This is a genomic window from Natrinema halophilum (genome assembly GCF_013402815.2).
Classification (GTDB): domain Archaea; phylum Halobacteriota; class Halobacteria; order Halobacteriales; family Natrialbaceae; genus Natrinema; species Natrinema halophilum.
Genome location: NZ_CP058601.1, coordinates 3,036,747 through 3,050,829 on the forward strand (window position 1 = coordinate 3,036,747; position 14,083 = coordinate 3,050,829).

The following is a 14,083-nucleotide window of genomic DNA, read 5'->3' on the forward strand; positions in this document are numbered from 1 at the left end:
TTATGGGGGGTCCGGCACAACGGTGGAGTATGCCCGAAGCAGATCTCGAGACGCTCCCCGGCGTCGGACCGGCAACCGCAGACAAACTCCACGATGCAGGCTTCGACTCCTTCCAGAGTCTGGCCGTCGCCTCTCCGTCGGAGCTATCGAACACGGCCGATGTCGGCGATTCCACCGCGGCGGACATCGTCAACGCGGCTCGCGACGCCGCCGACGTCGGCGGCTTCGAAACCGGGTCGACGGTACTCGAGCGCCGAAACGAAATCGGCAAACTGAGCTGGCACATCGACGAAGTCGACGACCTGCTCGGCGGCGGAATCGAAACGCAATCGATCACCGAGGTTTACGGCGAGTTCGGTGCCGGCAAGTCCCAGGTAACCCACCAGATGGCCGTCAACGTCCAGCTTCCGAAGGAGGTCGGCGGCCTCCACGGGAGCGCCATCTTCGTGGACAGCGAGGACACGTTCCGTCCCGAGCGGATCGACGACATGGTCCGCGGCCTACCTGACGACACCATCGACGCGACGCTCGCGGATCGCGAGATCGAAGGATCGGCCGACGACGAGGCGGCGGTCGACGAACTCGTCGACGACGTCTTGGAGAAAATCCACGTCGCGAAGGCGTTCAACTCGAACCACCAGATGCTGCTCGCCGAGAAGTCCAAAGAACTCGCGAGCGAACACGAGGACTCGGAGTACCCCGTTCGGTTGCTCTGCGTCGACTCGCTGACCGCGCACTTCCGCGCGGAGTACGTCGGCCGGGGCGAACTCGCGAACCGCCAGCAAAAGCTCAACAAGCACCTGCACGACATAGACAAGGTCGGCAACCTCTACAACTGCGCCGTCATCGTCACGAACCAGGTCGCCTCGAACCCCGACTCGTTCTTCGGCGACCCGACGCAGCCGATCGGTGGCAACATTCTGGGTCACAAGTCCACCTTCCGGATCTATCTCCGCAAGTCCAAGGGCGACAAGCGTATCGTCCGGCTGGTGGACGCGCCGAACCTCGCGGACGGCGAGGCTGTCATGCGCGTTCAGGACGGCGGACTGAAGCCGGAGTAACGACCTGCCGTTTCGTTCCCGTTTGATTTCGACGTCATCGTTTTCCCTTTTTTACCGAGTTACTGTGGCCACCGTGCCGTCCGTCGGCGGCAATTCGGATTCCATCGACCGGCATCGACGGAGACTCACGCTGCGATCTCGATCTATGGGGCCACAACAACCCGCTGAGCGACAGCGACCCGCGGTACCACGATGCCGATCGCCTCTCGAGGCGGCGATCATGGCTGAAGCGATCGGTCGGCCGGACGTCGGGTCCGGGTGCCGGAGATCGCGTGACGTCGAACCGCGGTGCCTTCGACGTCGGCCGCGCTGTGTCGTCGTTTCCTCGGACGATCTTCGCCCCTCAAATTTTAGGTCTACCTAAAAACCGATACGCTTTTATTGGTTTAGGCGAACCTAAAGTTCGAATGCATCGAACGATAGTACAACGTTCTTCGGGAACGTATCGTCGGCGGACGGAGGGTGAGCTGTCGTGACTGCTAGCGGATCGTCGGCCGACGCTCTCCTCGAACAGCAGACCCGTCGGGAGTCGAACGCGCGAACCTATCCCCGGTCGCTCCCGCTCGCGATCGAACGCGCCGAGGGCGCGATCGTAGAGGACGTCGACGGGAACGAGTACATCGACTGTCTGGCCGGTGCGGGAACGCTCGCGCTCGGCCACAATCATCCCGCGATCGTCGAGCGCCTCGAGGAGTTGTTCGAGCGCGACCGAGCGATGCACACGCTCGACCTGACGACGCCGATCAAGGAACGGTTCGTCGATCGCCTGCTCGAGAGCCTCCCCGACGAGTTCGCCGAGAGCGCGAAAGTCCAGTTCTGTAGTCCTGCCGGGACGGACGCCGTCGAGGCCGCGATGAAACTCGTCAAGACGGCCACGGGAAACCGATCGATGGTGGCCTTCCAGGGGGCCTACCACGGGATGACACGGGGAGCACTCGAGTTGATGGGTGATACGGCACCCAGAGAGCCGATCGCCGGGCACGTCTCCGACGTTCATCACGCGCCGTATCCGTACGCCTACCGCTGTCCGTTCGGACTCGGCGGCGGGGATTGCTGGCAGACGAGCGCCGAGTACGTCGAGCGAACGCTTTCGAATCCCGACAGCGGCATCGTCGACCCCGCAGGGATGATCCTCGAACCCGTCCAGGGCGAAGGCGGTGTCGTGCCGGCGCCCGACGAGTGGCTCCGAGCGATGCGTCGGATCACGCGCGAACACGACATCCCGCTGATCGTCGACGAGATCCAGACCGGGCTCGGTCGCACCGGCGAACTGTACGCGGTCGAACACGCCGATGTCGTCCCGGACGTGCTGACGCTCTCGAAGGCGATCGGCGGTGGACTCCCGGTGTCGGTCGTCGTCTACGACGAATCGCTGGACATCTGGGAGCCCGGCGCTCACGCGGGCACGTTTCGCGGAAATCAGCTCGGGATGGCAGCCGGCGCGGCGACGATCGAGTACGTCCTCGAACACGACCTAGAAACCCACGCCGCGGCGATGGGCGAACGGCTTCAGGCGCACCTCGAGGAGACGGCCGGGACGTTCGAGGCCGTCGGCGACGTCCGCGGCCGCGGGCTCATGGTCGGGATGGAACTCGTCGATCCTGACGGGGAGACGGATTCGCTCGGGCGATACCCCGCCGACGGCAACCTCGCGTCGGCCGTTCAGACGGCGGCGTTCGAACGCGGACTCATCGTCGAGACGGGCGGTCGCCACGGGAGCGTCGTCCGATTGCTCCCGCCGCTTTCGATTTCGCCCTCGCAGATCGACGACGTCGGCGACATCGTTTACGAAAGCGTCAGATCGGCCCACTCCCGCGGCCGTGATCGCGCGGAGACGCGAGCATGACTGGCGACGAGGGTGCGGAGTCGCTCCGCCCGAGAACCGACGCACCAACGCCGCCCGCGGCCGCGGATGCCTTTCTCGGCCATCCCGACGGCAACGCCGCGTACGAGGACGCGATTCGTCGGGCGCGTGACGCTCTCGTCGAGTCGTTCGCGACGGCCGAGGGCCCGTATTCGGGGCCCGATCCCGAGGCGCTTCGGAAGCAGCTGGATGAACTGGCCGTCTTCCCCGACGAGGGCGAGTCGGTCGAGGTCGTCCTCGAGACGGTCGCCGACGAAATACTCGATCGCTCCGTTCGCGTTCACGACCCCGGCTGCGTCGCCCATCTCCACTGTCCGCCGGCGATTCCTGCGCTCGCCGCCGAAGTGTTGCTCTCGGGCTCGAACCAGTCGATGGACTCGTTCGATCAGGCCCCCGCGGCGTCGGTCCTGGAAGAACGCGTCATAGACGTCTGCTGCGATCTGTTCGAGTATCCATCCGGTGCCGACGGCGTGTTCACGAGCGGCGGGACGGAGTCGAACGTCCTCAGTTTGCTTCTGGCCCGCGACTGGTACTGCGAGACGCGATTCGACCGGTCCGTCCAGACGGCCGGATTGCCGCCCGAGGCGGCCGACCTCCGCGTCCTCTGCTCGGATGCCGCTCACTTCACGACCGAACAGGCAGCCCACCTCCTCGGACTCGGTGACGACGCGGTCGTTACCGTTCCGACCGACGACGACCGCCGGATCGATCTGTCCGCGCTGGACGCGACCCTCGAGCGTCTCGAGGCCGACGGCCGCCGTCCGTTCGCGCTCGTCGGCACCGCCGGGACGACGGACTTCGGCAGCATCGACCCGCTTTCGGCGCTCGCAGATCGGGCCGCCGACCGCGACCTGTGGCTCCACGTCGACGCCGCCTACGGCGGGGCGTGCGCGATCAGCGATCGACTCCGCCCGAAGCTCGCGGGGATCGATCGCGCCGACTCGATCAGCGTCGACTTCCACAAACTGTTCTATCAGCCGATCGGCTGCGGGGCCTTCCTCCTCCGCGACGGGGAGCGGTATCGGCTGCTCGAGCGGAACGCGGCCTACCTCAATCCCGAACGCGACGAGTCGACGGGGGTCCCGAACCTCGTTTCGAAATCGTTGCGGACGACCCGCCGATTCGATGCGCTGAAGCCCTTCGTGACGTTCAACGCGCTCGGACGGTCGGGGCTGGCCGATTGCGTCGAGTACGTCTGCGACCTCGCCGACGCGGTCGCAGCCGAGATACGGTCCGAACCGGCGCTGGAACTGTGTTGCGAGCCCGAACTGAGCGCGGTCGTCTTTCGATACCGTCCGGACCGACCGAGCGGGCGGACCGATTCGAGCGAGCTGGCCCACGTCGACCGCGTGAACCGCACGCTCCGCGACGAGCTGCTGGCCGACGATGCGGTGCTTCTCGCTCGCACGGAAATCGACGGTATCGCGGCGTTGAAAATGACCCTACTGAACCCCCGAACGACGCTTTCGGACCTCCGAGACGCTCTCGAGACGGTCGTCGACCGGGGCGAGACGCTCGAATGCGAGGTGCTCGATCCGACATGACAACTAGACAGCCGACGGCAACGACGACGACCGACGAGGACCGCATCGACCCGACGCGCGTCGCCCGCGATGCGTCGGTGCACAGCTTCCTGAACAGCTACTGTCACGAGACCGGTGCCGGCGAGTTCGTCCCGGCCGCGGACGCACCCGTCGATTGCCAGCCGTCGAGCGGGCTCGCCCTCCGGTGTCCACTCCCGAACCAGGGGCTAGCGCTCGTCGTTCCCGTCGACTACCGCTCCCCCACCGACCGTCATCTGTTCGACCTGCCCGCCTACTACCGGGCCGAGAGCGACGGTGAACCGGTCGAACTGGACTACGTCACGCTCGCGACGCTCGTGACGAAGGAACTCGCACTCGAGCGGGGTGTCGACGGGAACCGCGACGACCTCGTCGAACGGGTCGTCCGATCCTGTCGGAACATCGAGCGGTTCGTCGACGCTCGCGCGGACGACGACGCGACCCTGTACGGACAGTCGTTTGCCTTCTGCGAGGCCGAACAGTCGCTCGTTTTCGGCCACCTGCGCCATCCGACTCCGAAGAGTCGCCGCGGACTGGAACGCACCGCCGAACGGTACGCTCCCGAACTCGAGGGCTCGTTCCAGTTGCACTACGTCCGCGCCGATCCGGACATCGTCGAGGCGGAGTCCGCCTGCGACGAATCCGCGGCCGAATGGGTCCGCGATGCGTTGCGGGCGGATCCGACGGTCGCCGAGTCGGTCCTCGACGGGTACCTCGCAGCCGACGACGTCCTCTTGCCCGTTCACCCGTGGCAGGCGGAGCGATTACTCGATCGACCGGCCGTCCGGGACCTCGTCGCGGCGGGTCGCCTCGAGTCCCTCGGGCCGCTGGGGCGGGAGTTCCACCCGACCTCCTCGGTGCGGACGCTGTACGCGCCCGATTCGCCGTTTATGCTCAAGGGATCGCTCGCGGTCGAGATCACCAACTCGATCCGGACGAACAAGCGCCCGGAACTCGAGCGCGGCGTCGCGATTTCGGCGCTATTGGCGACCGAATTCGGCGACGAACTACGCGACCGATTCCCAGCGTTCGACGTGATCCGCGACCCAGCGTACATGACGATCGATCCGGACGCGCTGGGTGTCGATGGCGACGAATCCGGTTTCGAGGCCGTGCTCCGGGCAAATCCGTTCCGCGGCGACGACGCTCGGCGGGCGACGCCCGTCGTCGCGCTCTGCCAAGATGCGATCGGTGACGGCCGGTCCCGTCTCGGTCGCATCATCGCGGCCATCGCCGAGCGCGAGAGCCGCGAGACCGCAGCCGTCAGCGAGGAGTGGTTCCGCCGGTATCTAGAAATCTCGGTCCGGCCGCTCCTGTGGCTCTACCTCGAGCAGGGGATCGGTCTCGAGGCGCACCAGCAAAACAGCGTCCTCACGCTTTCCGACGCCGGTTACCCCGCCGAGTTCCGCTATCGTGACAATCAGGGCTATTACTTCCCCGAGAGCGCGTCCGATCGGCTCGAAACGTACCTCCCCGGAATCGGCGGCCGGGCGAACTCGATCTGTCCGGACGACGTCGCAGACGAGCGAATCCGCTACTACGTCGTGCTCAACAACGCCATCGGCGTCATCAACGCCTTCGGGACCGCGGGACTGGTCGATGAAGCTGTGCTCCTTCCGATACTCCGCGAGGAACTCGACTCTCTCAGTGAGTTCGACCGGCCGGGAACGACGATTCTGGAGCCGCTGCTCGAGTCGCCGACCGTGCCTCGAAAGGCGAACTTGCTGACACGGCTTCGCGGGTTAGACGAACTGAACGCGCCCTCGCTCGACGAGCAGTCGGTCTACGCCGACGTTCGGAACCCGCTGGTCGACTCGTCGAAATCAGTCGGGCGAGCCAATGAGACGGGCAGGACAGATCAGGTCGACGGGACGGATGAGTCCGGTCAGGTCGACGGGACGGATGAGTCCGGTCAGGTCGACGGGACGGATGAGTCCGGTCAGGTCGACGGGACGGGCAGGGTTGGTCAGTCCGACGACTCGGGTCCGGAGGGGCGCCGATGACGGCACGATCCCCGTCCCGCGGCCCGCACAATACTGTCGTCTCGGTGTACGATTTCGAGTACTACGACGAGACGATCGATCGCCACATCGGGTTCCGTCCGGTCTCGCTCGAGCGTGACCTCGGCCGCTTGCACGCGTGGTTTGGTTCGCCCCACGTCAAACCCTACTGGGATCTCGACGAGCCCTTGCTCGCCTTTCGCGAGACGCTCCGGCAAAAGCTCGCGGACGACCACCGGACGCTGTACGTCGGCTGTCTGGATCACGTTCCGATGAGTTACTGGGAACGGTACTGGGCCGCCGCGGACGACCTGGCGGCGTACTACGATGCCGAGCCCGCCGATCAGGGCGTTCACCTCCTGTTCGGTCCCGAGGAATACCTCGGAGAGGGGTACGCGGCTCCCCTGCTTCGGACGATGATGGCGCTCCAGTTCAGCCATCCCGAGACCGACCGACTCGTCGCCGAACCCGACGCCCGCAACGAGGCGGTTCTCGCGACCGCGGAACAGTGTGGCTGGGACCTCCGACGGGAGTTCGAATTCGAGGCGGAAGACAAGACGGCGGTCTTCGCCGTCTGCACGCGGGACCGATTCGAACGCGAAATCTGGCCGCCGACCGCCGCCGAGGCGGACGCGCGATCGCCCGAGGTGAGCGACGATGACTGAGGACGGCGATTCACGTCCCGTCATCGACCGCGGGCACTACGACGTCCTCGGTGTCGGCCTCGGCCCGTTCAACCTCGGACTTGCGGCGTTGCTCGACGGTGCCGATCCCGAACTCGACCTCGATGCCGTCTTCCTCGAGCAGGACCGCGAGTTCGCCTGGCACGAGGGGATGCTGATCGAGGGTGTGACGCTCGAGGTGCCGTTTCTCGCGGACCTGGTGACGATGGCCGATCCGACCAATCCCTACAGCTTCCTCAATTACGTCCGCGAATACGACCGCATCTACGAGTTTTACTTCTACGAGACGTTCCAAATCCCCCGCCGCGAGTACGACGAGTACCTCCGCTGGGTCGCCGAGGGCGTCCCGACGACGCGGTTCGGACGGGAGGTGACAAGAGTCGAGTACGAGGCTGCGGATAGCAGTCCGAACGGATCGAGAACGGAGACGACCGAGACGTCTCCGTCCGACGAGGGGACGTTCGTCGTCGAGGCCGTCGACCCCGACACTGGACGGCGATACTGCTACCGCGCCGCGGATCTAGTCGTGGGCGTCGGCTCACGGCCCGCACTGCCCGAGTTCGCCCGACCCTACGCTCACGCCGACGGCTCGCTGTTCCATACTGCCGACTTCCTCGAGCGCCGCGACGACGTTCTCGCGACCGACGCGATCACCGTCGTCGGCTCTGGGCAGAGCGCGGCGGAAGTCGTCCTCGACCTGCTCGAGCGCCAGTCGGCCCATCAGTACCGACTCGACTGGCTCACCCGCTCGGACGGCTTCTTCCCCATGGAGTACTCGAAGCTCGGTCTCCAGCACTTCACGCCCGAGTACACTCGGTACTTCTACGACTTGCCGCAGTCGCGAAAGGACGACCTGCTGGCCGAACAGGACCTGCTGTACAAAGGGATCGATCCCGAGACCAGCGATCGGATCTACGACACCCTCTACGAGCGATCCATCGGCGACCGCGAGCCCGATTTCGGAATGCTCGCGACGACTGCCGTCGTCGACGTCGAACGGGTCGACGGCAGCTACTGGCTCGAGTGCGAGCAGCGCCAGCAGGAACGCGAGTTCGCACTCGAGACCGACGCCGTCATCCTCGGAACGGGCTACCACCGGCCGATGCCGGCGTTTCTCGAGCCAATCGCCGATCGACTTGCGTTCGACGACCGGGAGCGACTCCGCGTCGACGAGGCGTACCGCCTCGACGGTGCTCTCGGCAACGCAGGCGGGTCCGGCGGCCGCGTCTTCGTCCAGAACGCCGGGATACACACGCACGGCGTGGGAACGCCGGACCTCGGTCTGGGTTGTTACCGGAACGCGGTTATCATCGACCAGCTGGCCGGCCGCGAGGTGTATCCCGTCGACCGGGAGACCGTCTTTCAGGATTTCGACGTCGACGCGTTCGCCAACCACGCGCCCGCTCGAACCGACGCTGTACGATCGCTTTCAATAGAGACGAAGTAACTCATGCAAAACGCACGACAAGGTTCGGAGACGGATACGGAGTACGGACTCGACGGAATCGAACGGCTGAACGACGTGCTGACCGCGGACCGCTGGGACGACGTCGGACGGGAACTGCTCGGGAAGATCCTTCGAGAGTTCGCATACGAGGACATGCTCGAACCCAAGCCGGTCGACGTCGACGGCCCAAACGGCGAGTGGACGCGGTACGAGATCGATCTCGAGGGGACGCGCTACCGCTTCGACGCCGTCGAACGGTACTGGGACAGCTATAGCGTTCGCGTCGACTCGATCGAACGCGATGCGGGCGACGGGTTCGAACCCGCCGCTGACCCCCTCCAGTTCGTTGTCGACGTCGAACCGACGGTCGAGATGGACTCCATTACGGCCGGCCACCTCGTCCGCGAATACAGCAAGACGCTGCTCGCGGATGCGCACATCGACGCCGGCGATGACGTCGACGGTGCAGACGGTGATATCGCCGACGGTGAGGTTGCCGATACAACTGATAACGGCAGCGCCACCGACGATGCCGCCAGCCCCGCGGACTCCATCCTCGAGATGAGCTACGCCGAGATCGAAGGCGAAATGACCGGCCACCCGTGGCTTACCTTCAACAAGGGCCGGGTCGGCTGGGGGTACGACGACTACCGCGACTACGCACCGGAGTGCTCCGAGCCGATTCGGCTCTCCTGGTGTGCCGTCGCACGCGAGACGGCCTCGTTCGCCAGCGTCGACGGACTCGACCACGAGTCCCTGCTCGAGTCGGAACTCGGGAGCCAGTACGGTCGATTCCGCGACGAACTCGTCCATCGGGGGCTCGAACCGGACGAGTATCGGTTCCTGCCGGTCCACGACTGGCAGTGGAAGAACGCGATCGTCCCGCTGTTCGGTAAACAGATCGCGACGGACGACATCGTCCCGCTCGGGATGGGTCCGAACGAGTACCTGCCTATGCAGTCTGTCCGGACGTTCGTCAACCTCGACGAGCCCGCCAGGCACAACGTCAAGCTCCCGATGCAGATCTCCAACACGCTCGTCTGGCGCGGCTTGCCGGGCGAGCGCACCGAAGCGGCCCCCTCCGTCACGGAGTACATCAAACGCATCCGCGACTCGGACCCCTTCCTGCGCAACGAGTGCGAGGTCGTCTTGCCCGGCGAAATCGCGGGCGTGAACGTCGATCATCCGACCTTCGATGCGCTTTCCGGGCCGGCCTACCAGTACACCGAACTGCTTGGCTGCGTCTGGCGGGAGAGCGTCACGGACCTGATCGACGAGGACGAGCGGGCGATGACCCTCGCTGCGTTGCTACACGTCGAAGACGGAACGCCGGTGGTCTCGAAACTGGTCCAACGCTCCGCCCTCTCGCTCTCGTCGTGGCTCGAGGAACTGTTCGACACGATGCTCCCGCCGCTCCTGCACTATCTCTACCGGTACGGAACCGCGTTCTCGCCCCACGGGGAGAACACGATCCTCGTTCTCGAGGACCACCGGCCGTCACGGCTCGGCGTCAAGGATTTCGTCGACGACGTCAACGTCGCCGACGCGCCGCTCGAGGAACTCCGTGACCTGCCGGCCGCACTCGACGACGTGCTCCTCTCGGTACCGCCGGAAGAACTGCGTCTGTTCGTCGTCTACGGCCTGCTCGTCGGTGTCTACCGCTATCTCGCTGACTTGCTGGTCCGCCACCACGACTACTCGGAGGACCGGTTCTGGGGACAGGTCCGGACCGCGATCGAGGACTATCACGCGCGGTTCCCCGACCTCGAAGACCGGTTCGAGCTATTCGATCTGCTCGAGCCGACGGTTCCGAAGCTAACGCTGAACCGCAACCGGATCGCCGACGTTGGCTACGGTGACCTCTCCGAGCGGCCCCACGCGATCGAACACGGTACCGTCCCGAACCCGCTGTACCAGGTCGGACCCGAGCGGTGACCTGGCGCAGACGGTGCTCGAGTTCGTGGGTATTCGATCCACGCGAGCTCCGTCCGTAGCTGTGTCAGCGGTGAAGCGAGAGGGGATTGTCCGCCCTCGTCTCTTGTCTCGGGCGGTGTCAATCCGACACCGCCCGCTAAAAGACCTCCCACCTATGATCGAAGACGTGAATCGCGTCCTCGGGAAGGCCGACCGTCATCGATTCGCCGCTCTCGCGAACGACGTGAACGAGGGCGCGGAAGCGAGTTCTTCTTCCGGTCTTTTGGGCCAGCTTTCGCTTCGAGCGCCGTGTTCGCACAGCGAGCACATCCGACACAGAAAACGGGGTAGCGTCAGTCCTCAGTCGTCGTCTTCTCCACGTCGAGTTCGCCCTGGTAGATCTCAGCGCCGTCCTGGGCGACCTTCTCGGCGAGGACGGCACATTTGACTCGCATCGGTGAAATGTCGACCCCTAGCATGTCGATTACGTCGTCGCGGTCCATCTCGAGCAGTTCGTCGACGCTTTTCCCGACGAGTTCGCCGGAGAGCATGCTGGCGGAGGCTTGACTGATCGCACAGCCATCGCCCTGGAAGGCGACCCGCTCGATCGTCTCCTCGTCCTCGTCGAGTTTGACGTCCATGCGGATCTCGTCGCCACACATCGGGTTCTCGCCGACGTGGGTAAACGTGGGATCCTTGAGCCCCCCGTAGTTCCGGGGGTTTTTGTAGTGGTCGAGGATCTGCTGTCGGTACATATCCGAACCCAGTCCCATTGTCGTGTGCGGATAGGCCAGTGAGTTGTAAAAGGGTTCCGGGGACGAAACGAACGGTCACGTCCGCGTTCCGTCGGCTTCCGCGTCCGTCACGCGTCTCCCGTAACCTCCTCGTCGAATCGCTCGAGGTACTCCCGCACGAACGCCGCACGGTCGGCGGCGAGTTCGCGACCAACGTCGGTGTACATCCGCTCCGGCAGGTCGAGGATCTTCTCGTAGAAGTGGTCGTACTGGGTCGCACAGGTGCCGGCGTCGTCTCCGGTGGTCGAGCGGGAAGACCCGTGTATCGGCGTCCCGATTTCGCCGCCGTGGGCGAACACGCGGGCGATACCAACCGCGCCGAGCGCGTCGAGGTTGTCCGCGTCGGAGACGAGTTTCGCCTCGAGCGTTGCGGGTTCGATATCGTTCGAGTATCGATGTGCGCGGATACAGTGCTGGACGCGCTCGACCGCGTTCGGGGCTTCGTCGAAATCGTGCAGAATCCGCCCTGATTCCCGTGCACCCCAGGTTGCGTGATCGTCGATTTCGCCGCGATCCTCCTTGCTCCGGCCGATATCGTGGAGGAAAACGGCGAGTCGGACGATGCGTTCGTCGACCGATTCTGCGTGGCGATCGACGATCGTCTCAGCTAGCGCCTCGACCCGCTGGACGTGGTGCCAGTCGTGGGCCGGTGACGCATCCGTGAAATAGGATCTGGCGCGGTTGCGAACTGCTTCGAGCATAGTTGAACGTATTTCGGCGGCGGGAAAATATAGCCATCGTCCATGCGCGTCTGCCAACCGTGAACGGTCGATCGGCAAACGAATCACGAAAGACCGTGTTCACGAGGGAGGTTGGCATCGTTCGCGTTCGAATACTGGACCACTGTTCGAATTACCGTCTGCGGAAAAGTGACACGAGATGCGCCACCCCTGTCCCTTGAACTTTCAGTACGGTGCCACCCTATTCATTTCTCTGCTCGAAGGACACTTCAGCGATACGGGTGCGGTAGGGGTCTCGACGCCCGGCTTCGGGCGGAATATTGATGTCGGGCGAATACTGGCTCACTGTCCAGAAACGACCGGTATCGGGATCGACCGAAATCCCGTTGTAGTCCCCCCAGCGAATCGACTCCGAATTCTCGTCATAATTGTAGTGTGACTCTCCGTCTTGAACGACCACGGCGTCTTCGATGACATTCTGGCTGAAGTCTGCGGTCCGTCCGCCGACATCCATTCGTGGGAATGTGTCGGGGCCGCTCACGTTGTGGGCGATGACCGTAGAATTACCATCAGAGTTAATCGTTGGGATGAAATACGACGATCCGGGGTCACCGTAGATACCACTCTGGACGAGTGAACGTGACTCTGCATCGATCTCATACCACGTGATGGCCGATCGGACGTCACTCCCGTTCCAGCTGATGGCGGTGGCATGCGCGGTCCAGAGTGACCCGGTTTCGGCGTTGTAATCGACGTTCATGAGCCGACGGCCGAGAGTGTCGATGGGCTTCTCTGAATCCGGTTGCGCAGCGGTCGGCGGACTGGCGTACGAATCGACTTCGACGATGAAACAGCGAAGCGTCGGATCGTCGAGCGGGCTGGTGAGTTCCCACTGCGTGAGTGTACTCGCAAGCGGCGCGTCTTCGGTTTGGGGAAACACGGTATTGAGGAAGTAATACGTGCCGTCACTGCCGCCAGAAAACGGCTGGAGTGCTGGCTGAACCGTGAAATCCTGGTAGCTGTCAGTCGGGTTGTCTAGATTATCGAAATGGTGGGCGGTGACCGCGTCGCCGTCGTACATCGCTGCTTTGTCGAGTGTAACGATCGATACCGAGACGTCGCTGTCGTCGTTCGGGAAAAAGTTCTGTGAAAGATAAATCGCATCGCGATCGAGCCCTAACTGGGGGTAATCGACCAATCCAAGATTGTCGGGACCGTTGGCGTCCTCCGGTGGCAGTCGGTAGATGTGCCATTTACCGGTTGGGTCGCTCGTCGCGGAGGCTGCGACCACGAAATATCCTTTTGGCGGGCGAGGATCGGGGTCGCTAGCTGCGCTGGAACCGCTTTCTCCCATCGTTTCATATTTCCCAGGCCCGTCCGACCTTTCTTCGATTTCTTCGCGTCCGATTGTACTCCCGTCTTCTGCGATGCCTTGCTGGAGTTGTACCGCACAGAGGACGAATCGATCTTCCTTCCGATCATATCGTGCCCGCGGGTCAAATACGAGTGGAGTGTCGGAAACGAACCCGCTCTCCGGGGTGGCGATAACTGGTTCCCAGATATCCTCGAGTCGGACCGTGAGTTCTTGTTCGCCAGTGTTCTTGTCGAATATGGCTACCTGTCGGTTGACTGCGTGTAGGTTTTTGTCGTGACTGGTGGCGATTTGTGAATCAGATGGTACCCCACCACGGGTTCCATCGACAGTGATACCGTCGTATTCGGTGCCAATCTGTAGCCCGCCGTCGCCTGCGTCGGGTCGATTCATCGGTACGATGCCGGACTCGGCCCGTTGTGCGCGCCCTGGAGGCCCTTGCTCCTTGATCGTCGCATGTTCGCCTTCTAGTCGGTCTTTGTTTTCTGGATCTGCGGGGGTTACGTTCGTGTCTGCCGCGCTCTCGTTTGGGTTGGGACTGGGGCCTTCTGGCGATGGAATGTCACTAAACGTGACTGATCCAGCGGGGTAGGCCTGTTGGAACGGTCCGTCGGCGCAATTAGTCGTCGCGGTTGCAACGTCAATGGCGTTTCCAAGCAGGCCGAGGCCAGCTATTCCTGCGCCGCTTCGTCGGAGCATTGATCGG

10 protein-coding genes are annotated in these 14,083 nt (G+C 64.0%); 7 read left to right on the forward strand and 3 right to left on the reverse strand.

From position 1 onward, the window contains the following. Positions 1-29: 29 nt before the first annotated feature. The 7 genes from radA to HYG82_RS35395 all read left to right on the forward strand — a co-directional run bounded on the left by radA (position 30) and on the right by HYG82_RS35395 (position 10,552). The gene (gene radA, locus HYG82_RS35365; protein WP_179262014.1) at positions 30-1,061 is read left to right on the forward strand and encodes a DNA repair and recombination protein RadA; all 1,032 of its coding nucleotides are present in this window, start codon (positions 30-32) and stop codon (positions 1,059-1,061) included. Between the two features lie 472 nt (positions 1,062-1,533). Then, a complete protein-coding gene (locus tag HYG82_RS35370) occupies positions 1,534-2,907 on the forward strand; it encodes a diaminobutyrate--2-oxoglutarate transaminase (protein WP_179262016.1) in 1,374 nt (457 codons plus the stop codon). Next, positions 2,904-4,469: a pyridoxal phosphate-dependent decarboxylase family protein gene (locus tag HYG82_RS35375; RefSeq protein WP_179262018.1), complete on the forward strand. Its 1,566-nt coding sequence runs from the start codon at positions 2,904-2,906 to the stop codon at positions 4,467-4,469. Before HYG82_RS35370 ends, HYG82_RS35375 begins: the two co-directional genes overlap by 4 nt. Continuing rightward, positions 4,466-6,490: an IucA/IucC family protein gene (locus HYG82_RS35380; protein WP_179262020.1), complete on the forward strand. Its 2,025-nt coding sequence runs from the start codon at positions 4,466-4,468 to the stop codon at positions 6,488-6,490. The genes HYG82_RS35375 and HYG82_RS35380 overlap by 4 nt, the downstream gene beginning before the upstream one ends. After that, positions 6,487-7,152: a GNAT family N-acetyltransferase gene (locus HYG82_RS35385; protein WP_179262022.1), complete on the forward strand. Its 666-nt coding sequence runs from the start codon at positions 6,487-6,489 to the stop codon at positions 7,150-7,152. The genes HYG82_RS35380 and HYG82_RS35385 overlap by 4 nt, the downstream gene beginning before the upstream one ends. Then, complete coding sequence (locus HYG82_RS35390) at positions 7,145-8,617, forward strand: lysine N(6)-hydroxylase/L-ornithine N(5)-oxygenase family protein (protein ID WP_179262024.1); 1,473 nt, start codon at positions 7,145-7,147, stop codon at positions 8,615-8,617. The genes HYG82_RS35385 and HYG82_RS35390 overlap by 8 nt, the downstream gene beginning before the upstream one ends. 3 nt (positions 8,618-8,620) lie before the next feature. Then, a complete protein-coding gene (locus tag HYG82_RS35395) occupies positions 8,621-10,552 on the forward strand; it encodes an IucA/IucC family protein (protein ID WP_179262026.1) in 1,932 nt (643 codons plus the stop codon). A 332-nt stretch (positions 10,553-10,884) separates the two neighbouring features. Here the strand turns inward: HYG82_RS35395 and sufU are convergent, their stop codons facing one another. From sufU to HYG82_RS35410, 3 genes are all read right to left on the reverse strand, one after another. Next, a complete protein-coding gene (gene sufU / locus HYG82_RS35400; protein WP_179262028.1) occupies positions 10,885-11,304 on the reverse strand; it encodes a Fe-S cluster assembly sulfur transfer protein SufU in 420 nt (139 codons plus the stop codon). Positions 11,305-11,393: 89 nt separating this feature from the next. Further along, on the reverse strand, positions 11,394-12,026 hold the full coding sequence (locus tag HYG82_RS35405; RefSeq protein WP_179262031.1) for an HD domain-containing protein: 633 nt from the start codon (positions 12,024-12,026) through the stop codon (positions 11,394-11,396). Between the two features lie 220 nt (positions 12,027-12,246). Further along, the gene (locus HYG82_RS35410; protein WP_179262033.1) at positions 12,247-14,076 is read right to left on the reverse strand and encodes a hypothetical protein; all 1,830 of its coding nucleotides are present in this window, start codon (positions 14,074-14,076) and stop codon (positions 12,247-12,249) included. Positions 14,077-14,083: the final 7 nt, after the last annotated feature.